Source organism: Arthrobacter humicola (genome assembly GCF_022803015.1).
In the GTDB taxonomy this organism is placed as follows: Bacteria; Actinomycetota; Actinomycetes; order Actinomycetales; family Micrococcaceae; genus Arthrobacter; species Arthrobacter humicola_A.
Window position 1 is genome coordinate 168664 of sequence record NZ_JAFKON010000006.1, and the last position, 22838, is coordinate 191501.

Genomic DNA, 22838 nt, shown 5'->3' on the forward strand with positions numbered 1-22838 from the left:
GGTCTGAAGACTTAACGCGGCCGGGCCTGCCCGGACCGGTGAGGGTCCGGGCAAGCTCCTGGGCGCTGGAAAGCCTTAGACGCGGCGGCGCTTCGGCGGACGGCAGCCGTTGTGGGCGCTGGGGGTGACGTCCTGGATGGAGCCAACCTCGAGGCCAGCGGCCTGCAGCGAGCGGATGGCGGTTTCGCGTCCGGAACCCGGTCCCTTGACGAACACGTCAACCTTGCGCATGCCGTGCTCCTGTGCACGCTTTGCGGCGGCTTCGGCGGCCATCTGGGCAGCGAACGGGGTGGACTTACGCGAGCCCTTGAAGCCAACCTCACCGGACGAAGCCCAGGAGATGACAGCACCGTTCGGGTCCGTGATGGACACGATGGTGTTGTTAAAGGTGCTCTTGATGTGCGCCTGGCCCAGCGCGATATTCTTCTTGTCCTTCTTACGCGGCTTGCGAACCGCGCCACGAGTCTTCGGGGGCATTTTTTCTCCTACAGAAAGTTATTGGGGGAAAGCCTACGCTTGGCCCACACTTGCCGGGTTCCCAGAAATCGCGTAAGCGATCCTAGGGGGCAACTGGGGTTTAGCGGGCCTTCTTCTTGCCTGCGACGGTGCGCTTCGGACCCTTGCGGGTACGCGCGTTCGTCTTCGTACGCTGTCCACGCACTGGCAGGCCCTTGCGGTGGCGAATACCTTCGTAGCTGCCGATTTCAACCTTGCGGCGGATATCAGCGGCCACTTCGCGGCGAAGGTCACCCTCAACCTTGTAGTTGCCTTCAATGTAGTCACGCAGCTCAACCAGCTGTGCGTCGGTCAGGTCCTTGACCCGAACGTCTGCACTGATGCCGGTAGCAGCCAGGGTTTCGTGTGCACGGGTCTTGCCCACGCCGTAGATGTAAGTAAGCGCAATTTCCAACCGCTTTTCGCGGGGAATGTCTACGCCAGCGAGACGAGCCATATTGGCAGTACTCCTTGTATAAACCGGAGGTCGTAGGCAGTACACCCGCACTTACAGTGCGGCCCCAGCCTCCGACCGGGGGTTAGCTGTCCGGGCTCAATACGTCCCAGTTCAGCTTGTGCTGCCTTTATTTACTTGCGTGGGTTAGCAACCCAGGATTTCCTGTGAAGGAAATTAGCCCTGGCGCTGCTTGTGGCGCGGGTTCTCGCAGATCACCATGACCCGGCCATTACGGCGGATCACTTTGCACTTTTCGCAGATCTGCTTGACGCTCGGCTTGACCTTCATGGCGTTCCTTTGCGTGTTGCAGTTGGTCAGCTGGACCGGCCCTCGGCTGTCGCCCTGGCCGCCCAGTGTTTACTTGTAGCGGTAGACGATACGACCACGTGTCAGGTCGTAAGGGCTCAGCTCCACCACTACGCGGTCCTCGGGGAGGATCCTGATGTAGTGCTGGCGCATCTTTCCAGAGATGTGTGCCAGAACGATGTGCTTGTTGGTGAGCTCAACGCGAAACATCGCGTTGGGCAGCGCCTCGGTCACAACGCCCTCGATCTCAATGACCCCGTCCTTCTTGGCCATACCCTCCGCTAACTGTTGTTGCCGCAGCCTCCCGGTTTGCACCGGTCATGACCGCGGACGTTTTTGATTGATTGGTTGGTGCCACCCGACCCCAAAAGGGCACAACGGGGCAGACAACCAACAGACAACACTACGCCATCGCGGCCCGATTGTTAAATCCGAAGTTAAATCCGCCCATCGTAGCGCACTCAGCGTCCGTACGCACCTAGCGTCCCGGCCGCCGTCGTCACTGCCTCCGCCCGCGAGATCCCGTCGAGGATGGCCAGCCGGACGACGTCGGCGGCCGCGCTCTGCAGGGTAATGAGGCTGATCTGCCGGGCTGCCGGGGTGCTGCGGTCAAGCGCGACGGCGCCCGTCGCCAGCGCGAACACGGTATCGCCGTCGGCGAGGGTGTGGCTTGGATTCAAAGCCCTGGCCAGTCCGGCATGGGCCGCGGAGGCGGTGCGTTTGCAGTCCGCCTTGTCCAGGACGGCATCCGTGGCGACGACGACAAGTGTGGTGTTGAGCGGCGGCGCCGGCTCGGGGACCTGCGCGGCTTTCGCCCCAAAAGGTAACCCCAGCGCGTTGACTACCGCTATGGCTCCTACCACCACCGGCCCGTCTTTGGAGATGTTGTTTAGGGTGAGGGAGGCTGTGCCCACTCCCCCCTTGTAGGTGCCCCTGCCGATTGCCGCTCCTGTGCCGGCGCCGACGTTGCCGCGTTCGACGTCGTGCCCTTCCGGCTGCCCGGCGGCGGCGGCCGTCGCCGCGTAGCCCATCGCCTCTCCGGGGCGGGCGGAGAAATCGCCGCCGCGGCCCAGGTCGAAAATCGCGGCCGCCGGCACGATCGGAACAAGCCCGCCGGGGACCGTGAAGCCTCGGCCGTTCTCCTCGCACCAGCGCATGGCGCCGCCCGCGGCTGCAAGGCCAAAGGCGCTGCCCCCGGTCAGGACCACGGCGTCCACGGTCTGGGACAGCGTAGTGGGATCCAGTGAGTCCGTCTCGTGCGTCGCGGGCCCGCCGCCCCGGACGTCGACCGAGCCGACGGTGCCCGGCGGCGGGAGAACCACAGTCACTCCGCTCAGCCAGCCGTCGCCGGACTTTTGGACATGCCCCACCCGGATCCCGGCCACGTCTGTGATGGCTCCCGTTGCTCCCATGGCTCCATTGTGCGCCCCCGCTGACCCGCGACACGCAAAATCCCTGGCGCTATGGGTCTTCCGTCGCCAGGGATTTTGCGCGTCGCCAGAAAACCCGCGAGTCGCCGTGTAGTTCGGGCCTAGGGAATCGGGACGGGCACGACGCCGAGCGGCGCCAGTTTCGCCGCTCCCCCGTCAGGTGCCGAGAGGACCCAGATCCCCTTCTCGTGCACAGCGACCGAGTGCTCCCACTGGCAGGAGCGCTTGCCATCCGTGGTGACGACGGTCCAGTCGTCGTCCAGGATTGCGGTCTCGATGCTGCCCCGGACCAGCATGGGCTCGATTGCGAGGCACAGCCCCGGGCGGATCTTCGGCCCGCGGTGGCCGGTGCGGTAGTTCAGCACGTCCGGAGCCATGTGCATCTCGGAGCCGATTCCGTGCCCTACATAGTCCTCCAGGATGCCCAGCGGTTTGCCCGGCACGGAGGAGACGTAGTCGTCCACGGCGTTGCCGATATCGCCCACGAATTTCCCGGTGGCCAGGGCTGCGATGCCACGCCACATGGCCTCCTCGGTAACCTCGGAGAGGCGTACGTCTTCGGGATCGGCGGTGCCGACAACCACAGTCCGCGCCGAATCGGAGTGCCAGCCGTCCACGATCGCGCCGCCGTCGATCGAGATGATGTCGCCGTCCGCCAGGACCCGGCCGCCGGGGATGCCGTGCACCACCTCTTCGTTCACCGAGGTGCAGATCGTGGCCGGGAACCCGTGGTAGCCGAGGAAGTTGGACTTGGCGCCGGCGTCCTGGAGCACAGCGGCGAAAACCTCGTCCAGCCGGGCCGTGGTGACGCCGGGGGCCGCGGCGGCCACCGCTGCATCCAGTGCCCGGCTCAGGACCAGTCCGGCCTCGTGCATCGTGCGCATCTGGGCGTTGGTCTTGTATTCAATGCGTGCCTGGCCGAATGCCATCGCTACCTCAAAATCTTCTCTCGCGGTCCGGGCGGGCTGGATCCCGGGCCTCCACCATGGGTCATCAACCCAAGTCTTCAAGCTCTATTCTCCCGTACCGGTTCAACGGTTCGGAACGGGCCCGCTGCGGGGCCACCCAACGCCGAAGGGCGCGTCCCGTACCCGATGGTACGGAACGCGCCCTTCTGCACTGCGTCTCTGTTCTGCGTCAGCCGCATTGAGCATGCGTGGATCAGCCGGTGAGGATCAGGCGGCCTGGGCCGACTTGATCGCTTCCATGACGCGCTCGGTGACTTCGTCGATGGCACCGATGCCGTCCACCTGGGTCAGGATGCCGCGTTCGGCATACTTGGCCACCACAGGTTCGGTCTGCTCGTGGTACAGGTCCAGCCGGTGACGGATAACGCCTTCGTTGTCGTCGCTGCGGCCGGTTTCCTTGGCACGGCCCAGGAGGCGGGTAACCAGCTCCTCGTCGTCAGCGGTGAGCTGGAGCACGACGTCGAGCTTCTGGTCAGCGCCGGCGAGGATGTCCTCGAGGTAGTCCACCTGCGCGGTGGTGCGCGGGTACCCGTCGAGCAGGAAGCCTGCCTCGACGTCGTCCTCATTGAGGCGGTCGCGCACCATCTTGTTGGTGACGCTGTCCGGGACGAAGTCGCCGGCGTCCATGTACTTCTTGGCTTCGACACCGAGCGGAGTCTCACCCTTGACGTTGGCGCGGAAGATGTCTCCGGTGGAGATCGCAACGACGCCGAGGCGTTCCGAAATGCGTTCCGCCTGCGTTCCCTTGCCGGACCCGGGAGGTCCGATAATCAACATTCTCGTCATCGCAAAAGCCCTTCGTAGTGACGTTGCTGTAGTTGCGCATCAATCTGCTTCACGGTCTCCAGACCGACGCCCACCATGATCAGGATCGAGGTGCCGCCGAACGGGAAGTTCTGGTTCGCGTTGATCAGGACCAGTGCAACCAGCGGGATCAATGCCACGAAGCCGAGGTAGAAGGCGCCGGGCAGGGTGATCCGGGATAGGACGTACTGAAGATAGTCCGCGGTCGGCTTGCCGGCGCGGATGCCCGGAATGAAGCCGCCGTACTTCTTCATGTTGTCCGAGACCTCTTCGGGGTTGAAAGTAATCGCAACATAGAAGTAGGTGAAAAACACAATCATGGCGAAATACAGTGCCATATAGATCGGGTGATCGCCCTTGGTGAGGTTGTTGTTGATCCACTCAACCCAGGGCTGTACCGGCTCGCCGGCCTTGGGCTGGTTGAACTGTGAGATCAGCCCCGGCAGGTAGAGCATGGACGAGGCGAAGATGACGGGCACGACGCCGGCCATGTTCACCTTGATGGGGATGTAGGTGCTGGTTCCGCCGACCGTGCGGCGGCCGATCATCCGCTTGGCGTACTGCACCGGGATCCGGCGCTGGGACTGCTCCACGAAGACCACAAGCGCCACGGTGAGCAGGCCGATGATCAGGACCAGGAAGAAGGTTCCGGGACCCTGGGCCTTCCAGATCGCACCGAGCGAGCCGGGGAAGCCTGCGGCGATGGACGTGAAGATCAGCAGGGACATGCCGTTGCCGACGCCTTTTTCCGTCACGAGCTCGCCCATCCACATGATCAGGCCGGTGCCGGCCGTGAGCGTGATGATGATCAGGACCGTGGTGACGATCGAGCTGTCCGGGATGATGGGCAGCTGGCAGTTAGGCAGCAGCTGGCCGGAGCGTGCCAGCGACACCAGTGTCGTGGCATTGAGCAGGCCGAGTGCGATCGTGAGGTAACGGGTGTACTGGGTCAGTTTCGACTGCCCTGACGCGCCCTCCTCGTACAGCTGCTGGAAGCGGGGAATGACCACCCGGAGCAGCTGGACGATGATGCTGGCGGTGATGTACGGCATGATGCCGAGGGCAAAGATGGACACCTGCAGCAATGCACCGCCGCTGAACAGGTTGACGAGCTGGTAGATCCCGCCCGAGGTCTGACCGTTCTGCAAGCATTGCTGGACATTCTGGTAGCTCACACCAGGCGAGGGGATGAAGGCACCCAAGCGGAAGATTGTGATGATTCCCAGCGTGAACAACAACTTGCGTCGCAGATCAGGCGTGCGAAAGGCCCGGCCAAATGCGCTAAGCAAGCGTCCTCCTGAGTAATAAGTAAAGTCGTGTGAGACAGGTCAAATAAACCCAACAACCGAGTCTAACGGGTGGATGCGCCCCGCGAACAATCGGCGGGGCCCGGAAAATGAAAAAAACTCCCGGCACCGGGGGCCTGAGCCCCTGGTACCGGGAGTTTCAACAACGGGCAACTGCCCCGCCGCCTCGTTAGAGGGCGGTGGTGCTTCCGCCTGCTGCAGCAATCTTGTCAGCAGCGCTGGCCGAGAATGCGTGGACGGTGACGTCAACCTTGACGGTGATGTCGCCGGTGCCCAGCACCTTGACGGGCTGGTTCTTGCGAACGGCACCCTTTTCGACCAGGTTCTCCACGGTGACAGCGCCACCTTCCGGGAACAGCTCGTTGAGCTTGTCCAGGTTTACAACCTGGTACTCAACCCGGAACGGGTTCTTGAAGCCGCGCAGCTTCGGCAGGCGCATGTGCAGCGGCAGCTGGCCGCCGGCAAAGCCAGCCTTGATCTGGTAGCGGGCCTTCGTACCCTTGGTACCGCGACCAGCGGTCTTACCCTTGGAACCTTCACCACGACCAACACGGGTCTTGGCGGTCTTGGCACCCGGGGCGGGACGCAGGTGGTGAACCTTCAGTGCGTTCTGCTTCTCAGCGGCGCCCTGTGCCTTTTCGGCGGTGTTCTTCTCTGCCATTTACTTCGCCTCCTCTACCTTTACCAGGTGCGGAACCGTGTTGAGCATCCCGACGGTCACGGCGTCGGCGGTGCGGACAACGGTGTGTCCGATCCGCTTCAGGCCGAGGGACCGCAGGGTGTCGCGCTGGTTCTGCTTGCCGCCAATGGCGGACTTGATCTGAGTGATCTCCAACTTTGCGTCGGAGACAAGCACGTTCTTAGCCATGACTCAGACACCTGCCTTCTGGTTCAGGAGAGCCTTGACCATTGCCGGCGGGGCGATCTCGTCGAGCGGGAGGCCGCGGCGTGCTGCCACTGCTGCCGGCTCTTCGAGGCGCTTCAGCGCGTCAACGGTCGCGTGAACGATGTTGATGGCGTTGGAAGAACCGAGCGACTTGGAGAGGATGTCGTGGATGCCCACGCACTCCAGTACTGCACGGACCGGGCCACCGGCGATAACACCGGTACCGGCGGAAGCCGGGCGCAGCATGACGACGCCTGCGGCGGCCTCACCCTGAACGCGGTGCGGGATGGTGCTGCCGATGCGGGGAACGCGGAAGAAGGACTTCTTGGCCTCTTCAACGCCCTTCGCGATAGCGGCAGGAACTTCCTTTGCCTTGCCGTAGCCGACGCCGACCATGCCGTTGCCGTCACCGACGACGACGAGGGCGGTGAAGCTGAAGCGACGACCACCCTTGACGACCTTGGAAACGCGGTTGATGGTTACGACGCGCTCTACGAACTGGCTCTTCTCGGCCTCGCGGCCGCCGTCACGGCCACCACGGCCGCCACGGTCGCCACGGCCCTGGCCGCGGTCGCCACGCTCGCCACGACGAGCGCCACCACGGCGGTCGTCAGTGGTAGCAGGCGCAGCGGTCTCAGTTGCCGGAGCAGCTACAGCTTCAGTCACCTGAATGTCCTTTTCGTTATTTTCGGTCACAGTGCCAGCCCACCTTCACGTGCGCCGTCAGCGACGGCGGCGATCCGGCCGTGGTACTTGTTACCACCGCGGTCGAAGACAACTGCTTCGATACCGGCAGCCTTGGCACGCTCGGCGACCAGTTCGCCAACGCGCTTGGCCTTGGCGGTCTTGTCACCGTCGAATGCACGAAGGTCGGCTTCCAGTGTGGAGGCGCTTGCCACGGTCAGGCCCTTGGTGTCATCGACAACCTGGACGAATACGTGACGTGCGGAGCGGTTGACGACCAGACGCGGGCGTACAGCCGTACCGGAGATGCGCTTGCGGATACGAAGCTGGCGGCGGCTGCGCTGGGCAGACTTGCTCTTGTTCGTACGCTTCTTGTTAATTGCGATCGCCATGGTTACTTACCAGCCTTTCCGACCTTGCGGCGGATGACTTCGCCTGCGTAACGGATGCCCTTGCCCTTGTAGGGGTCCGGCTTCCGCAGCTTGCGAATGTTGGCAGCAACCTCGCCGACCTGCTGCTTGGAGATACCTGAAACAGAGAGCTTGGTCGGGGTCTCAACTGCAAAGGTGATGCCGTTCGGTGCCGAGACGTTGACCGGGTGGCTGTAGCCCAGAGCGAACTCCAGGTCAGAACCCTTGGCCTGGACGCGGTAACCGGTACCGACAATCTCAAGCTTCTTCTCGTAGCCTGCGGTGACACCCTGGATCATGTTGGCGATCAGGGTGCGGGTCAGGCCGTGCAGCGAACGTGAGGCGCGCTCGTCGTTCGGGCGGGCGACAGTCAGGGTGCCATCTTCCAGGGAAACCTCGATCGGGCTGGCCACAGTGTGGCTCAGCTCGCCTTTGGAACCCTTGACGCTGACGACAGAGCCGTCAACCTTGACCTCAACGCCGGCAGGAACGGTGATGGGGAGACGTCCAATACGTGACATTATTCTCTTCCTTTCCCGTTACCAGACGTAAGCGAGGACTTCGCCGCCCACGCCCTTCTTGCCGGCCTGCTTGTCAGTCAAGAGGCCGGAAGAGGTGGACAGGATTGCGACACCCAGGCCACCGAGCACGTGCGGCAGGTTGGTGGACTTTGCGTAAACGCGCAGTCCCGGCTTGGAAATACGACGAACGCCAGCGATTGAACGCTCGCGGTTCGGACCGAACTTGAGCTCGAGGGTCAGCTTCTTGCCAACCTCAGCGTCTTCTTCTTTCCAGGAGGCGATGTAACCTTCAGCCTTCAGGATGTCGGCAACGCGTGCCTTGAGCTTGCTGTACGGCATGGTCACGGAATCGTGGTATGCCGAGTTAGCGTTGCGCAGACGCGTAAGCATGTCTGCGACGGGATCTGTCATTGTCATGTGGGCTCTTGCCCTTCCTCATAACGGTTTCCGCCGTGCTGTTTGTCCCGAACAGAATTCGGAAAGGAGCGCGGGCGGACCTTTTACGTAGCTAGATTAGTCTTCGGTCTTGAACGGGAAGCCAAGCGCCTTCAGCAGCGCGCGGCCTTCGTCGTCGGTCTTGGCAGTGGTCACGACGGTGATGTCCATACCGCGAACGCGGTCAATGGAATCCTGGTCGATCTCGTGGAACATAACCTGCTCGGTCAGACCGAAGGTGTAGTTGCCGTTGCCATCGAACTGCTTGCCGCTGAGGCCACGGAAGTCGCGGATACGCGGCAGGGCCAGCGTGACCAGACGGTCCAGGAATTCCCACATGCGGTCCCCACGCAGAGTTGCGTGTGCACCGATCGGCATGCCTTCGCGCAGCTTGAACTGTGCGATCGACTTGCGGGCCTTGGTTACCTGCGGCTTCTGGCCGGTGATCAGGGTCAGATCGCGGACAGCGCCGTCGATCAGCTTGGAGTCCTTGGCGGCATCTCCAACACCCATGTTCACAACGACCTTCACCAGGCGGGGAACCTGGTTGACGTTCTGGTACTTGAATTCCTCAGTCAGCGTGTTCTTGATGGAATCGGCGTACTTGGTCTTCAGACGAGGAACGATCTTGCTTGCCGGAGTCTCGAGAGTCTCAGTCATTAGATGTCCTTCCCTGAGCTCTTGGCCACGCGGACGCGCACTTCACGCTTCACGCCATCGCGCTCAACGGTCTCGGTGCGGAAACCGACGCGGGTGGGCTTCTTGGTGGACGGGTCAACCAGAGCCACGTTGGAGATGTGGATCGAAGCCTCGACGACCTCGATGCCACCGGTCTTGGTGCCGCGCTGCGACTGACCGACCTTGGTGTGCTTGGTTACGCGGTTAATGCCTTCAACCAACACGCGGTTGGTCTCCGGGTATACGCGCAGAACCTTGCCCTGCTTACCCTTGTCGCCGCCGCGCTCAGCCTTGGCGCCAGTGATGACCTGAACGAGGTCACCCTTTTTGATCTTAGCCATGGACTAGAGCACCTCCGGAGCCAGAGAAACGATCTTCATGAACTTCTTGTCGCGAAGTTCACGACCAACCGGTCCGAAGATACGGGTACCGCGGGGGTCACCGTCGTTCTTCAGGATGACGGCTGCGTTCTCGTCAAACTTGATGTAGGAACCATCCGCACGGCGGCGTTCCTTCTTGGTACGGACGATGACAGCCTTGACGACGTCGCCCTTCTTTACGTTGCCGCCCGGAATTGCGTCCTTGACGGTAGCGACGATTACGTCGCCAATGCCTGCGTAGCGACGGCCAGATCCACCGAGAACGCGAATGGTAAGGATTTCCTTAGCACCCGTGTTGTCGGCGACCTTGAGTCGCGACTCCTGCTGAATCACTATTTACTCCTTGCGTCGCGCTGGTTCTCAGACCGAAAATCTTCCTACGGAATGAGCCTTGCGGAACGGTTGATCGGGGTGTCTCTTGACCTGCCTGGATTTTGCCAGACCAGGCCTAAACGCCCGTGCCAAAAACATTTGCTTCCCAGGCGGTTCCCGACGAGTCGGGGCGCAAGGGGGCACTATGCCGTGGCACGATTGTTTACGAGGTTGATGACGGCGCGCAAAAGGCGCCATACAAACTCAAAATCTTAGCACGTTTTGGGCGTATCCCCATATCACAGCCATGGAACCTGCACACCCCTCCCCCGTAGCCGCGAAGCCGTTACCCCGTTCCGCCGGACAGGCTGTGGGCCCGTCCGCCGCCGCGTATCCCGGGAACCCGGCCCGCCGGCGTCGTAAGCCCCCAAAGGCTGCTCTGCCTGACGAGCAGGGTAAACGGCTGCCGCCGGTCTCAGGCTGCCGGCTGCGGCGGCTGCCGGCAACGCGGAAGCCCCCGCTCCCCAAAGGGGAACGGGGGCTTCTGCTGTATCACCAGGCAAACAGGTGCAGGTGTTACTTGGCCTTCTCGAGGATCTCGACCAGACGCCACCGCTTGGTAGCGGACAGCGGGCGGGTCTCGGCGAGGAGCACGAGGTCGCCGATGCCGGCGCTGTTCTCTTCGTCGTGAGCCTTGATCTTGGCGTTGCGGCGGATGACCTTGCCGTAGAGGGCGTGCTTCACGCGGTCTTCGACCTGGACAGTGATGGTCTTTTCCATCTTGTCCGAGACGACGTAGCCGCGCTTCGTCTTACGGTAACCGCGCTCGTCAGCCTTGGCTGCGTCGGAAACAGTTTCCGTCACGTTCTCGTCCTTTTCACTCACTTGGCATCCTCCTCGGATTCAACCGTTTCAGCCTTCTCAGCCTTCTTGGTTGCAGCCTTCTTGGACTTCTTCTCTTCCTTGGCTTCCACAACCGGTGCGGCAACCTCGGCACGAATGCCGAGCTCGCGCTCACGGAGAACGGTGTAGATGCGGGCGATGTCCTTCTTTACCGCGCGCAGACGACCGTGGTTCTCCAGCTGACCGGTGGCGGACTGGAAACGCAGGTTGAACAGCTCTTCCTTGGCCTTGCGGAGTTCTTCAACGAGACGCTCGTTGTCGAAACCGTCCAGCTGTGCGGATGCAAGTTCCTTGGATCCTACTGCCATTTCTACTCACCACCTTCGCGACGCACAATGCGTGCCTTCAACGGCAGCTTGTGGATTGCCAGGCGCAGGGCCTCGCGAGCTACCTCTTCACTGACACCGGAGAGTTCGAAGAGAACCCGGCCCGGCTTGACGTTTGAGACCCACCATTCCGGAGAACCCTTACCGGAACCCATGCGGGTTTCGGCCGGCTTCTTCGTCAGCGGACGGTCCGGGTAAATGTTGATCCAGACCTTTCCGCCACGCTTGATGTGGCGGGTCATCGCGATACGGGCAGATTCGATCTGACGGTTCGTGACGTAGGCCGGGCTCAGCGCCTGGATGCCCCACTCACCGAAGGAGACCTGGGTGCCGCCCGTAGCAGCGCCGGAACGACCCGGGTGGTGCTGCTTACGGTGCTTGACTCGACGTGGGATAAGCATTTAAGCCTGTCCTCCTTCTACTGACTGTGCCGTGCCTGCGGCACCGGCTTCGACAGCCGGAGCTTCGGCGGCAGGTGCTGCCTCGGCTGCGGGGCGGTCGGGACGACGGCGGCGGTCACCACGGTCGGCGCCACCCGGGCGGCCCGGGCGGTCGCCGGCACGGCCACGGGACGGAGCAGCAGCTGCCTGCTGAGCCAGTTCCTTGGCAGTGACGTCGCCCTTGTAGATCCAGACCTTCACGCCGATGCGGCCGAAGGTGGTCTTGGCCTCGTAGAAGCCGTAGTCGATGTTCGCACGCAGGGTGTGCAGGGGCACACGGCCTTCGCGGTAGAACTCCGAGCGGGACATTTCTGCGCCGCCCAGTCGACCCGAGCAAGCGATCCGGATGCCCTTGGCACCGGCGCGCTGTGCGGACTGCATGGCCTTCTTCATCGCACGGCGGAAAGCCACGCGGGAAGTCAGCTGCTCAGCAACGCCCTGGGCAACAAGCTGGGCTTCCATCTCGGGGTTCTTGACCTCGAGGATGTTCAGCTGAACCTGCTTGCCCGTGAGCTTCTCAAGCTCGCCGCGGATGCGGTCTGCTTCAGCGCCGCGGCGGCCGATGACGATGCCCGGACGTGCCGTGTGGATATCCACGCGGACACGGTCGCGGGTGCGCTCGATTTCGACCTTGGCGATACCGGCGCGCTCCATGCCCGTGGACATGAGCTGGCGGATACGGATGTCTTCGCGAACGAAGTCCTTGTACCGCTGGCCGGCCTTGGTGCTGTCGGCGAACCAGTGCGATACGTGATCGGTGGTGATGCCGAGTCGGAACCCGTGCGGGTTAACTTTCTGTCCCACTTAGCGAGCCTCCTCTTTCTCCGGGGTAGCGACTACCACGGTGATGTGGCTCGTGCGCTTCTTGATCTGAAATGCACGACCCTGGGCTCGCGGCTGGAACCGCTTCATGGTCGGGCCTTCATCAACAAACGCTTCGCTGATGATGAGGTCACCTTCGTCAAACGCCACGCCGTCGCGGTCCGCGAGGACCCGGGCGTTGGAGATTGCCGACTGAACTACCTTGAATACCGGCTCCGAAGCTGCCTGGGGGGCAAACTTCAGAATTGCCAGAGCCTCATTCGCTTGCTTACCACGAACAAGGTTGACGACGCGCCGGGCCTTCATAGGCGTTACGCGGATGTGACGCGCAATTGCCTTGGCTTCCATTGCTTTCCTTCTCTCGTCTTTGACGTAAGTGCAGGCGCCTAGCGGCGCTTGCCCTTACGGTCGTCCTTGACATGGCCGCGGAATGTCCGCGTGGGAGCGAATTCGCCGAGCTTGTGCCCGACCATCGACTCAGTGACAAACACGGGGATGTGCTTGCGTCCGTCGTGTACGGCGATCGTGTGGCCGAGCATGTCGGGGACGATCATCGAACGGCGGGACCAGGTCTTGATGACGTTCTTGGTGCCCTTTTCGTTTTCCCTGGCTACCTTTACAAAGAGGTGCTGGTCAACGAAAGGACCTTTTTTCAGGCTGCGTGGCATGTGTCCAGGCTCCTATCGCTTGTTCTTGCCAGTACGACGGCGACGAACAATAAGCTTGTCGCTCTCTTTGTTGGGACGGCGGGTGCGGCCTTCGCGCTTACCGTTCGGGTTGACGGGGTGACGTCCACCGGACGTCTTACCCTCGCCACCACCGTGGGGGTGGTCAACCGGGTTCATGGCGACACCACGGACGGTCGGGCGAACGCCCTTCCACCGCATACGGCCGGCCTTGCCCCAGTTGATGTTCGACTGCTCGGCGTTGCCGACCTCGCCGACGGTTGCGCGGCAGCGCACGTCAACGTTGCGGATTTCGCCGGAAGGCAGACGCAGCTGGGCGAAACGGCCTTCCTTTGCAACGAGCTGGATCGATGCGCCGGCGGAGCGGCCCATCTTGGCGCCGCCACCCGGACGCAGTTCGACTGCGTGGATTACGGTACCGACCGGGATGTTGCGCAGCGGAAGGTTGTTGCCGGGCTTGATGTCAGCGTCGGCGCCGGCCTCTACGAAGTCGCCCTGGGACAGCTTGTTCGGGGCGATGATGTAACGCTTGGTGCCATCAACGTAGTGCAGGAGGGCGATCCGAGCCGTGCGGTTCGGGTCGTACTCGATTTCGGCAACGCGGGCGTTGACGCCGTCCTTGTCGTGGCGACGGAAGTCGATCAGACGGTACTGGCGCTTGTGTCCACCACCCTTGTGACGGGTCGTGATCTTACCGGAGTTGTTACGGCCACCCTTTTTCGGGAGGGGACGTACCAACGACTTTTCCGGCGTCGACCGCGTGATTTCAGTGAAGTCCGCTACGCTCGAGCCGCGACGGCCCGGGGTAGTCGGCTTGTATTTACGGATTCCCATAATTTATTTCCTCGTTAAAGTGGTCTCCGCTATGAAAGCGGACCGCCGAAGATGTCGATAGTGCCTTCTTTGAGGCTCACAATTGCACGCTTGGTGTTCTTGCGGGTACCCCAGCCGAATTTGGTGCGCTTGCGCTTACCGGCACGGTTGATGGTGTTGATCGATTCGACCTTGACGGAGAAAATCTTCTCCACGGCCAGCTTGATCTCGGTCTTGTTCGAGCGGGGGTCCACCAGGAAGGTGTACTTGCCCTCGTCGATCAGGCCGTAGCTCTTTTCCGAGACAACGGGTGCAAGCACGACGTCGCGCGGGTCTTTGATGGTGGCTGCACTCACTTGGCATCCTCCTCGTTCTTTGCAACCTTGTCAGCAACGAATGCTTCGTAGGCAGCCTTGGTGAAGACTACGTCGTCGGAAACGAGAACGTCGTAGGTGTTCAGCTGGTCTGCGTACAGAACGTGAACTTCCTCGAGGTTGCGCACGGACAGTGCAGCAACATCGTTGGCGCGCTCAATGACAACGAGCAGGTTCTTGCGCTCGGAAACTCCGCGCAGGGTTGCCAGTGCTTCCTTGGAGGACGGCGTGGAGCCGGCAACCAGGTCAGCAACGACGTGAACGCGGCCGTTGCGGGCGCGGTCCGAGAGTGCGCCGCGCAGTGCAGCAGCAATCATCTTCTTGGGGGTGCGCTGGCTGTAGTCACGCGGCGTGGGGCCGTGGACAACGCCACCACCGGTCATGTGAGGAGCACGGATGGAACCCTGACGGGCGCGGCCGGTGCCCTTCTGCTTGAACGGCTTGCGACCTGCACCGGAAACCTCGGCGCGGGTCTTGGTCTTGTGGGTACCCTGGCGAGCAGCAGCGAGCTGGGCAACGACGACCTGGTGCAGCAGCGGCACGTTGGTCTGTACGTCGAAGATCTCTGCAGGCAGGTCAACCTTGACAGTGCTAGTCATTGAACTAGGCTCCCTTCACGGCGGTGCGTACGAGTACGACCTGGCCGCGGGCGCCGGGGACGGCGCCCTTGATCAGGAGCAGCGACTTCTCGACGTCAACCGCGTGGACCGTGAGGTTCAGCGTGGTGTGACGAACGGCGCCCATGCGGCCGGCCATTTTCATGCCCTTGAAGACGCGGCTCGGGGTGGATGCGCCACCGATAGAACCGGGCTTACGGTGGTTCTTGTGGGCACCGTGGGAAGCTCCAACGCCGTGGAAGCCGTGACGCTTCATAACACCGGCGAAGCCCTTACCCTTGGTGGTGCCAACGACGTCGATCTTCTGGCCGGCTTCGAAGAGCTCTACGGAGAGCTCCTGGCCCAGCTCGTAAGAGTCAGCATCTGCAGTGCGCAGTTCTACGACGTGGCGGCGAGGCGTGACGCCTGCCTTTTCAAAGTGACCAGCCAGCGGCTTGGTGACCTTGCGGGGATCGATCTGGCCGTAGCCGATCTGAACGGCGACATAGCCATCAGTTTCTGCGTTGCGCAGCTGCGTGATGACGTTCGAGTCAGCCTGGACCACAGTGACGGGGATGAGCTTGTTGTTCTCGTCCCAGACCTGGGTCATGCCGAGCTTCGTGCCCAGCAGGCCCTTTACGTTACGGGTTGCGGTCATAGTCTCTCAGCACCTCCCTACAGCTTGATTTCGATGTTCACGTCGGCCGGCAGGTCGAGACGCATGAGCGAATCAACAGCCTTGGGCGTGGGGTCGATGATGTCGATAAGACGCTTGTGCGTGCGCATTTCGAAGTGCTCGCGGCTGTCCTTGTACTTGTGCGGAGAGCGAATAACGCAGTAAACGTTCTTCTCCGTCGGCAGCGGCACGGGGCCAACTACAGTTGCGCCTGCGCGCGTGACCGTCTCAACGATCTTCCGTGCTGAAACGTCAATGACCTCGTGGTCATATGACTTCAGCCGGATGCGGATTTTTTGTCCCGCCATGTCGCCTGACTCTCTTTCAGTCTGTGCTTCCCCTGATTAGGGCTGCCCTGTTCACTTACTAGTTGTATGGCTGCCGAAGCATTTGAAGTCGTGACTACCACCCGCCGCACAAGCTGAATCCGGAAGGATCCGGGTTCCTCAACCTGCCGACGCAACCGACCCCCGCGGTCGGGCGTGTCGCATGTTTTCACACGTACGCGTCCGCAATTCCATGGGGAGTGGGTTATGTTTGGTCTCTCACTTGGACCCTGGCATCCGGCATTATCCGGATCGGGACGCGAAAGAGCGCTTGAACAACTCATCTAGTATGCCGGAATTTGCGGGCAGAAGCGAATCAGCCCCTTTGCGCGGCCGTGCAGCCACAGTACTGCAATCGCAGTAGTGCAAGCGCAGCCGTGCAGCCGAACAGGCAACGTACTGCAGTCGCAGTAGTGCAATCACTGCCGGAGGGCCATTGTCCTGAATCGCCGTCGAATGGATGATAGGGGCATGACTGTGCAGGACTCTGTAGCAGTTCAGGCCCTCGCCGCACGCCTGAGCCCCGGATTCACCCTGGGTGTTTCCTCCGCGGCCTTCCAGATCGAGGGCAGCCTTGCCGCCGGCGGCCGCGGGCCCTCCGGCTGGGACGCCTTTGCCGAAAAGCCCGGCAACATCCTGCATGGGCACTCCCCCGCCGTGGCCTGCGACCACTACAACCGCGCCGAGGAAGACATCGAACTGATGCGCGATCTCGGGATCGATTCCTACCGCTTTTCGATCTCGTGGCCGCGGGTCCAGCCCGAGGGCAGCGGCCGCTTCAATGCGGCCGGCCTGGACTTCTACGACCGCCTGATCGACCGGCTCCTCGCCGCCGGCATCTCCCCCATGGCCACTCTCTACCACTGGGATACGCCGCTGCCCCTCGAACACCGGGGCGGCTGGATGAACCGTTCGACGGCGGAACGGTTCGCCGAGTACAGCGCGGCCGCCGGCAAGCGGTTCGGCGACCGCGTGGCGCAGTGGGTGACGCTGAACGAGCCCGCCTCGGTTACCCTGAACGGCTACGCCCTGGGCGTGCACGCGCCCGGCCGCGGCCTGCTCTTCGATGCCCTGCCGTCGGTGCGGCATCAGCTCCTGGGGCACGGGCTGGCGGTTCAGGCGCTGCGCGCGGAGGGCGTCGCCGGCGCCGTCGGGGTCGCGAACCTGCATTCCCCGGTCCGGCCTGCTTCCGGTTCGCCAACAGACAGGATGCTGGCCAGGGTGTTCGACTTCGTGCTGAACCGGCTCTACGCTGACCCGATCCTCCTGGGCCGCTTTCCCCGGCTGCCGCTGATCGCCCGGCCGTGGTTCCGTTCAATGCGGAGCATCAGCGACGCGGACCTGGCCACGATCCACCAGCCGCTGGATTTCTACGGCCTGAACTATTACTACCCCGTGAAGGTGGCCACGGGACGCGGCGTCGACAGCCCCTCGGCAACCGCGGAGGCGATGCTGAAAGTCCCGTTCCATATGGCCGCGTTCCCGGAGTACGAACGCACGGGATTCGGCTGGCCGGTCGCTCCGGACCACCTGGGGATCCTGCTCCGGGAGCTGAAGGACCGGTACGGGTCTTCGCTGCCGCCGCTCTACATCACCGAGAGCGGGGCGAGCTTCCCCGAACCCGACCACGTTACCGGCCCCATTCCCGATGCCGGCCGGATCAGCTACCTCGCTGCACACCTCAGCCACGCGGTCGAGGCCACCTCCCCCGGGGGCGTGGCACACGACGTCGAACTGCTCGGCTATTACGTCTGGACGCTGATGGACAACTTCGAATGGGCGGCAGGCTACTCGCAGCGCTTCGGCCTGGTGCACGTCGATTTCACGAGCCTCAAGCGCACGCCGAAAGACTCGTACTACTGGTACCAGGCCCTCGCGCGGGCACGCCGGGCCTGAGCCCCGCCCGGCCCCGCTACTGGTTGCGGTTGGACCTATTGATGCGCTTGGCGCGCTCGATCTCCTGGCGGAAGTGCCTCTTCGCCCAAAAGAACGCGACGACGACCGCGGCGGCGATCAGTAGAAAAATGAACCAGCCCATGGTGAACTCCCTTCCCTTCCTGCAAAGGTATCAGGAACTTAAAAGGAACAGCCCCGCTGCAAGTGCAGCGGGGCTGTTCCCGATCCTCTGGTCAGCTGCCAGACGGCTGGCTGATCAGGGGCAAAGCATCAGATCGGCAAGTAATTACTTGATGATCTTGGTGACGCGTCCTGAACCAACGGTGCGGCCGCCTTCGCGGATAGCGAAGCCGAGGCCCTCTTCCATTGCGATCGGCTGGATGAGCGCAACGGTCATCTCAGTGTTGTCGCCGGGCATAACCATTTCCGTGCCTTCCGGCAGGGTGATAACGCCGGTTACGTCCGTGGTGCGGAAGTAGAACTGCGGGCGGTAGTTGGAGTAGAACGGGTTGTGACGTCCGCCTTCGTCCTTGGAGAGGATGTAGACGTTAGCCTCGAAGTCGGTGTGCGGGGTGATGGAACCCGGCTTGACGACAACCTGGCCACGCTCGACATCGTCGCGCTTCAGACCGCGGAGCAGGAGGCCACAGTTCTCGCCGGCCCATGCTTCGTCGAGCTGCTTGTGGAACATCTCGATACCGGTAACCGTGGTCTTCTGGACCGGGCGGATGCCGACGATCTCGACCTCGGAGTTGATGGCGAGGGTTCCACGCTCGGCGCGGCCCGTAACAACGGTGCCACGGCCGGTGATCGTGAAGACATCTTCGATCGGCATCAGGAAGGGCTTGTCACGGTCACGTACGGGGTCCGGAACGGACTCGTCGACAGCAGCCATGAGGTCCTCAACGGACTTGACCCAGACGGGGTCGCCTTCGAGGGCCTTCAGGCCGGAAACGCGAACAACCGGAGCCTCGTCGCCATCGAAGCCCTGCGAGCTGAGCAGCTCGCGAACTTCCATTTCAACGAGGTCGAGGAGCTCTTCGTCGTCAACCATGTCAGCCTTGTTCAGCGCGACCAGCAGGTAGGGAACGCCAACCTGGCGGGCGAGCAGAACGTGCTCGCGGGTCTGAGCCATCGGGCCGTCAGTGGCGGCAACCACGAGGATTGCACCGTCCATCTGAGCAGCGCCGGTGATCATGTTCTTGATGTAGTCAGCGTGACCCGGAGCATCTACGTGTGCGTAGTGGCGCTTCTCGGTCTGGTACTCAACGTGGGAGATGTTGATGGTAATGCCGCGCTGACGCTCTTCGGGAGCAGAGTCAATCGACGCGAAGTCACGCTTCTCGTTGAGAGTCGGGTACTTGTCGTACAGCACCTTGGAAATGGCGGCCGTCAGCGTCGTCTTACCGTGGTCAACGTGACCAATGGTACCGATGTTAACGTGCGGCTTAGTCCGCTCGAACTTTGCCTTTGCCACAGGTTCCTCCTAGAACGTTTTCAAATTGACTTACCCTTCGGCCGCGCTTGTCGCGGCAGAAACTCCAGTAAGTCTACTTGGGGGGCTTTGGATTGATGAAATTGCAGATTCAGGTACTAATGCTAGTGCCTAGAGCCTGTTCGTGCAGGCGGCCGAACTCCGGCCTGGCCGGACTACAGCTGACCGGAGTCCGGCCGCTTGCACCAGATGTGTCTCCGCTGGCGGAGACGCACCCGAGTTTCTTGTTGCTGCGAGGCGTCCTGGGGACTACTCGCCGCGGTTCTTCTGGATGATCTCGTCGGCGACTGCCTTCGGGACCTCGGCGTAGCTGTTGAACGTCATGGAGTACACAGCGCGGCCCTGGGTCTTCGAGCGCAGGTCACCGATGTAGCCGAACATGCCGGACAGCGGGACGTGTGCGCGAATAACCTTGACGCCCTGGGCATCTTCCATGGACTGCATCTGGCCACGGCGGGAGTTGAGGTCACCGATAACTTCACCCATGTATTCCTCAGGGGTGCGGACCTCGACATCCATCAGCGGTTCGAGCAGGACAGGGTTCGCCTTGCGTGCGGCTTCCTTGAAAGCCATACGGCCGGCGATCTTGAACGCCATTTCCGAGGAGTCAACATCGTGGTAAGCGCCGTCAATCAGCGTCGCCTTGATGCCGACAACCGGGTAACCGGCCAGGACGCCGTCGTTAAGCGCGTCCTGGATGCCGGCGTCGACCGACGGGATGTACTCGCGCGGAACGCGGCCACCGGTGACCTTGTTCTCGAACTCGTACAGCTCGCCACCTGAGGTGTCCAGCGGCTCGATCGCGATCTGGATCTTTGCGAACTGGCCGGAACCACCGGTCTGCTTCTTGTGCGTATAGTCGTGACGCTCTACAGCACGCTTGATGGTTTCGCGGTAAGCAACCTGCGGCTTGCCAACGTTTGCCTCGACCTTGAATTCGCGGCGCATGCGGTCCACCAGGATGTCCAGGTGGAGCTCGCCCATGCCGGCGATGATGGTCTGGCCGGTGTCCTCGTTGAGGGAGACCTGGAAGGTCGGGTCCTCAGCGGAGAGCTTCTGGATGGCCGTGGAGAGCTTCTCCTGGTCACCCTTCGTGTTCGGCTCGATCGCAACCGAGATCACGGGCTCCGGGAAGCTCATGGACTCGAGGACAATCTGGTTGGCCGGATCGCACAGGGTGTCGCCCGTGGTGGTGTCCTTGAGGCCGATCGCTGCGTAGATGTGGCCGGCGGTAGCGCCGTCGACGGGCATTTCCTTGTTGGCATGCATCTGGAACAGCTTGCCGATGCGCTCCTTCTTGCCCTTGGTGGAGTTGACCACCTGCGAGCCTGCTTCCACGTGACCGGAGTACACGCGGACGAAGGTCAGCTGGCCGAAGAAGGGGTGCGCGGCGATCTTGAACGCCAGTGCGGAGAAGGGCTCTTCAGAGGAGGGCTTACGGGTAAGCTCCTTCTCTTCGTCGCGGGGATCGTGACCGATCATCGGCGGGACGTCGAGCGGGTTCGGCAGGTAGTCCACCACAGCGTCGAGCATGGGCTGGACGCCGCGGTTCTTGAATGCAGAACCACAGAAGACCGGGTAGATCTCAGAGTTGATCGTCATCTTGCGGATGCCGGCCTTGAGCTCATCGATGCTGATCTCTTCGCCCTCAAGGTACTTCTCCATGAGTTCCTCGGAGGACTCGGCAACGGTCTCAATGAGCGTTGCGCGGTACTCTTCGGCCTTCGCCTGGAGGTCAGCAGGGATCTCGCGGATCTCGTACTTGGCACCCATGGTGACGTCACCCTTGGCGTCGCCGGGCCAGACCAGCGAACGCATGTAGAGGAGGTCGACGACGCCGATGAAGTCGTTCTCGGCGCCGATCGGCAGCTGCATGACGAGCGGCTTGGCACCGAGACGGCTGATGATGGTGTCGACGGTGAAGTAGAAGTCAGCGCCGAGCTTGTCCATCTTGTTGACGAAGCAGATGCGCGGAACGTTGTACTTGTCAGCCTGGCGCCAAACAGTCTCGGACTGCGGCTCCACGCCTTCCTTGCCGTCGAACACGGCGACTGCGCCGTCGAGGACGCGCAGGGAGCGCTCAACCTCGACCGTGAAGTCAACGTGGCCGGGGGTGTCGATGATGTTGATCTGGTTGTTTTCCCAGAAGCAGGTCACGGCGGCAGACGTGATGGTGATGCCGCGTTCCTTTTCCTGTTCCATCCAGTCAGTCGTCGAAGCGCCGTCGTGCGTTTCGCCGATCTTGTGGTTCACACCCGTGTAGAACAGGATGCGCTCGGTAGTAGTGGTCTTGCCGGCATCGATGTGGGCCATGATGCCGATATTGCGGACCTTGCTAAGGTCGGTAAGCACGTCCTGTGCCACGGTGTCTCCCTTTCGGATGGACTGCACGTTCGCCGCCGGCTCAGTCGAGCCGGCGGCGTCCGGGAAGTATTACCAGCGGTAGTGTGCGAAGGCCTTGTTGGACTCGGCCATCTTGTGGGTGTCTTCGCGACGCTTCACAGCGGCACCGAGACCGTTCGAGGCATCCAGGATTTCGTTCTGGAGGCGCTCGGTCATGGTCTTTTCGCGGCGGGCCTTGGAGTAGCCAACCAGCCAGCGGAGGGCGAGGGCCGTGGAACGGCCCGGCTTGACCTCAACGGGAACCTGGTAGGTGGCGCCACCAACACGGCGGGAGCGGACCTCAAGCGAAGGCTTGACGTTCTCCATGGCCTTCTTGAGGGCTGCAACGGGGTCGCCGCCGGACTTGGCGCGAGCACCCTCGAGGGCACCGTAAACGATGCGCTCTGCGGTGGACTTCTTGCCGTCAACCAGCACCTTGTTGATGAGCTGGGTGACCAGCGGGGAGCCGTAAACGGGATCTAGAACTAGCGGCCGCTTGGGGGCCGGACCCTTGCGAGGCATATTACTTCTTCTCCATCTTTGCGCCGTAGCGGCTGCGAGCCTGCTTACGGTTCTTGACACCCTGGGTATCGAGGGCGCCACGGACGATCTTGTAGCGGACACCCGGAAGGTCCTTCACGCGGCCGCCGCGGACGAGCACAATGGAGTGCTCCTGCAGGTTGTGGCCCACACCGGGGATGTATGCGGTGACTTCAATGCCGCCGTTGAGGCGCACGCGAGCAACCTTACGCAGAGCCGAGTTCGGCTTCTTCGGGGTCGTCGTGTAAACGCGGGTGCAAACACCGCGGCGCATCGGGCTGCCGTTAAGCGCGGGAGCCTTGGTCTTTTTGACCTTAGGCGTGCGGCCCTTGCGGACCAGCTGGTTAATCGTAGGCACTCTCGTGTTCTCCGTTTTATCCGGAGCGGCCGTTGGCGGCCGCTCTCTTGTCGCTGCGCCTCGCCGCCCGAGCTTTGAAGTTCTCTCCAGAGCAGCTGAGGCGAAGCCTTAATAGTCGGACCGCACGCCGGG

The 22838-nt window shown here is 62.3% G+C and carries 34 protein-coding genes; 1 reads left to right on the forward strand and 33 read right to left on the reverse strand.

Features of this window, described 5'->3' with window-relative positions:
* Positions 1–75: 75 nt before the first annotated feature.
* The 28 genes from rpsK to rpsJ all read right to left on the reverse strand — a co-directional run bounded on the left by rpsK (position 76) and on the right by rpsJ (position 16017).
* A complete protein-coding gene (gene rpsK, locus ARTB_RS13555; protein WP_018773682.1) occupies positions 76–477 on the reverse strand; it encodes a 30S ribosomal protein S11 in 402 nt (133 codons plus the stop codon).
* Between the two features lie 100 nt (positions 478–577).
* Positions 578–952, reverse strand: coding sequence for a 30S ribosomal protein S13 (gene rpsM / locus ARTB_RS13560; RefSeq protein WP_028275004.1), 375 nt, complete (start codon positions 950–952; stop codon positions 578–580).
* Between the two features lie 174 nt (positions 953–1126).
* Complete coding sequence (rpmJ, locus tag ARTB_RS13565; RefSeq protein WP_009358722.1) at positions 1127–1240, reverse strand: 50S ribosomal protein L36; 114 nt, start codon at positions 1238–1240, stop codon at positions 1127–1129.
* 69 nt (positions 1241–1309) lie between these two features.
* Positions 1310–1531 (reverse strand): translation initiation factor IF-1, encoded by a 222-nt coding sequence (gene infA / locus ARTB_RS13570; protein ID WP_009358723.1) that lies wholly within the window; start codon positions 1529–1531, stop codon positions 1310–1312.
* A 188-nt stretch (positions 1532–1719) separates the two neighbouring features.
* Positions 1720–2670 (reverse strand): P1 family peptidase, encoded by a 951-nt coding sequence (locus ARTB_RS13575; protein WP_243181085.1) that lies wholly within the window; start codon positions 2668–2670, stop codon positions 1720–1722.
* Between the two features lie 119 nt (positions 2671–2789).
* Complete coding sequence (map, locus tag ARTB_RS13580; protein ID WP_243181086.1) at positions 2790–3617, reverse strand: type I methionyl aminopeptidase; 828 nt, start codon at positions 3615–3617, stop codon at positions 2790–2792.
* 246 nt (positions 3618–3863) lie between these two features.
* The gene (locus ARTB_RS13585; protein WP_173403039.1) at positions 3864–4433 is read right to left on the reverse strand and encodes an adenylate kinase; all 570 of its coding nucleotides are present in this window, start codon (positions 4431–4433) and stop codon (positions 3864–3866) included.
* 5 nt (positions 4434–4438) lie between these two features.
* Complete coding sequence (gene secY / locus ARTB_RS13590; RefSeq protein WP_026266474.1) at positions 4439–5749, reverse strand: preprotein translocase subunit SecY; 1311 nt, start codon at positions 5747–5749, stop codon at positions 4439–4441.
* 187 nt (positions 5750–5936) lie between these two features.
* Positions 5937–6428: a 50S ribosomal protein L15 gene (rplO, locus tag ARTB_RS13595; RefSeq protein ID WP_018773677.1), complete on the reverse strand. Its 492-nt coding sequence runs from the start codon at positions 6426–6428 to the stop codon at positions 5937–5939.
* A complete protein-coding gene (gene rpmD / locus ARTB_RS13600) occupies positions 6429–6635 on the reverse strand; it encodes a 50S ribosomal protein L30 (protein ID WP_018773676.1) in 207 nt (68 codons plus the stop codon).
* A gap of 3 nt (positions 6636–6638) precedes the next feature.
* Positions 6639–7319 carry a 30S ribosomal protein S5 gene (rpsE, locus tag ARTB_RS13605; protein WP_173403037.1) on the reverse strand — a complete coding sequence of 227 codons (681 nt, stop codon included), beginning with the start codon at positions 7317–7319 and terminating at the stop codon, positions 6639–6641.
* A 26-nt stretch (positions 7320–7345) separates the two neighbouring features.
* Entirely contained in the window at positions 7346–7729 is a 384-nt protein-coding gene (gene rplR, locus ARTB_RS13610) for a 50S ribosomal protein L18 (RefSeq protein ID WP_018773674.1), read from the reverse strand.
* 2 nt (positions 7730–7731) lie between these two features.
* On the reverse strand, positions 7732–8268 hold the full coding sequence (rplF, locus tag ARTB_RS13615; protein ID WP_011692797.1) for a 50S ribosomal protein L6: 537 nt from the start codon (positions 8266–8268) through the stop codon (positions 7732–7734).
* Positions 8269–8286: 18 nt separating this feature from the next.
* Positions 8287–8685 (reverse strand): 30S ribosomal protein S8, encoded by a 399-nt coding sequence (gene rpsH, locus ARTB_RS13620; RefSeq protein ID WP_018773673.1) that lies wholly within the window; start codon positions 8683–8685, stop codon positions 8287–8289.
* A 96-nt stretch (positions 8686–8781) separates the two neighbouring features.
* The gene (gene rplE / locus ARTB_RS13625) at positions 8782–9363 is read right to left on the reverse strand and encodes a 50S ribosomal protein L5 (protein ID WP_018773672.1); all 582 of its coding nucleotides are present in this window, start codon (positions 9361–9363) and stop codon (positions 8782–8784) included.
* Complete coding sequence (gene rplX / locus ARTB_RS13630; RefSeq protein WP_018773671.1) at positions 9363–9722, reverse strand: 50S ribosomal protein L24; 360 nt, start codon at positions 9720–9722, stop codon at positions 9363–9365. The genes rplE and rplX overlap by 1 nt, the downstream gene beginning before the upstream one ends.
* 3 nt (positions 9723–9725) lie before the next feature.
* Positions 9726–10094, reverse strand: a complete 369-nt coding sequence (gene rplN, locus ARTB_RS13635; protein WP_003803789.1) for a 50S ribosomal protein L14 — start codon at positions 10092–10094, stop codon at positions 9726–9728.
* Positions 10095–10649: 555 nt separating this feature from the next.
* Positions 10650–10958, reverse strand: coding sequence for a 30S ribosomal protein S17 (gene rpsQ / locus ARTB_RS13640; RefSeq protein ID WP_018773670.1), 309 nt, complete (start codon positions 10956–10958; stop codon positions 10650–10652).
* The gene (gene rpmC, locus ARTB_RS21615; RefSeq protein WP_018773669.1) at positions 10955–11284 is read right to left on the reverse strand and encodes a 50S ribosomal protein L29; all 330 of its coding nucleotides are present in this window, start codon (positions 11282–11284) and stop codon (positions 10955–10957) included. The genes rpsQ and rpmC overlap by 4 nt, the downstream gene beginning before the upstream one ends.
* Before the next feature lie 2 nt (positions 11285–11286).
* Entirely contained in the window at positions 11287–11703 is a 417-nt protein-coding gene (gene rplP, locus ARTB_RS13650) for a 50S ribosomal protein L16 (protein WP_018773668.1), read from the reverse strand.
* Entirely contained in the window at positions 11704–12546 is an 843-nt protein-coding gene (gene rpsC, locus ARTB_RS13655; RefSeq protein WP_028275116.1) for a 30S ribosomal protein S3, read from the reverse strand. It lies immediately after the preceding gene.
* Positions 12547–12912 carry a 50S ribosomal protein L22 gene (gene rplV / locus ARTB_RS13660; protein ID WP_003803798.1) on the reverse strand — a complete coding sequence of 122 codons (366 nt, stop codon included), beginning with the start codon at positions 12910–12912 and terminating at the stop codon, positions 12547–12549.
* Between the two features lie 38 nt (positions 12913–12950).
* On the reverse strand, positions 12951–13232 hold the full coding sequence (rpsS, locus tag ARTB_RS13665; protein ID WP_018773666.1) for a 30S ribosomal protein S19: 282 nt from the start codon (positions 13230–13232) through the stop codon (positions 12951–12953).
* Between the two features lie 12 nt (positions 13233–13244).
* Complete coding sequence (gene rplB, locus ARTB_RS13670; protein ID WP_026266473.1) at positions 13245–14084, reverse strand: 50S ribosomal protein L2; 840 nt, start codon at positions 14082–14084, stop codon at positions 13245–13247.
* 29 nt (positions 14085–14113) lie between these two features.
* A complete protein-coding gene (gene rplW, locus ARTB_RS13675) occupies positions 14114–14419 on the reverse strand; it encodes a 50S ribosomal protein L23 (protein WP_018773664.1) in 306 nt (101 codons plus the stop codon).
* Positions 14416–15036, reverse strand: a complete 621-nt coding sequence (gene rplD, locus ARTB_RS13680; protein ID WP_028275117.1) for a 50S ribosomal protein L4 — start codon at positions 15034–15036, stop codon at positions 14416–14418. The genes rplW and rplD overlap by 4 nt, the downstream gene beginning before the upstream one ends.
* Before the next feature lie 4 nt (positions 15037–15040).
* On the reverse strand, positions 15041–15691 hold the full coding sequence (gene rplC / locus ARTB_RS13685; RefSeq protein ID WP_003803812.1) for a 50S ribosomal protein L3: 651 nt from the start codon (positions 15689–15691) through the stop codon (positions 15041–15043).
* 17 nt (positions 15692–15708) lie between these two features.
* Positions 15709–16017: a 30S ribosomal protein S10 gene (rpsJ, locus tag ARTB_RS13690; RefSeq protein ID WP_003803825.1), complete on the reverse strand. Its 309-nt coding sequence runs from the start codon at positions 16015–16017 to the stop codon at positions 15709–15711.
* Positions 16018–16506: 489 nt separating this feature from the next.
* On the opposite strand from rpsJ, the gene ARTB_RS13695 reads away from it, so the two are divergent.
* On the forward strand, positions 16507–17931 hold the full coding sequence (locus ARTB_RS13695) for a GH1 family beta-glucosidase (protein ID WP_243181087.1): 1425 nt from the start codon (positions 16507–16509) through the stop codon (positions 17929–17931).
* 16 nt (positions 17932–17947) lie between these two features.
* On the opposite strand, the gene ARTB_RS21620 is transcribed toward ARTB_RS13695, so the two are convergent.
* From ARTB_RS21620 to rpsL, 5 genes are all read right to left on the reverse strand, one after another.
* Entirely contained in the window at positions 17948–18073 is a 126-nt protein-coding gene (locus tag ARTB_RS21620) for a hypothetical protein (protein WP_256860042.1), read from the reverse strand.
* A gap of 144 nt (positions 18074–18217) precedes the next feature.
* Complete coding sequence (tuf, locus tag ARTB_RS13700; RefSeq protein WP_018773660.1) at positions 18218–19408, reverse strand: elongation factor Tu; 1191 nt, start codon at positions 19406–19408, stop codon at positions 18218–18220.
* A gap of 267 nt (positions 19409–19675) precedes the next feature.
* On the reverse strand, positions 19676–21790 hold the full coding sequence (gene fusA, locus ARTB_RS13705; RefSeq protein ID WP_028275119.1) for an elongation factor G: 2115 nt from the start codon (positions 21788–21790) through the stop codon (positions 19676–19678).
* A 69-nt stretch (positions 21791–21859) separates the two neighbouring features.
* Complete coding sequence (rpsG, locus tag ARTB_RS13710; protein ID WP_011692813.1) at positions 21860–22330, reverse strand: 30S ribosomal protein S7; 471 nt, start codon at positions 22328–22330, stop codon at positions 21860–21862.
* 1 nt (position 22331) lies between these two features.
* Entirely contained in the window at positions 22332–22706 is a 375-nt protein-coding gene (rpsL, locus tag ARTB_RS13715) for a 30S ribosomal protein S12 (protein ID WP_018773658.1), read from the reverse strand.
* Positions 22707–22838: the final 132 nt, after the last annotated feature.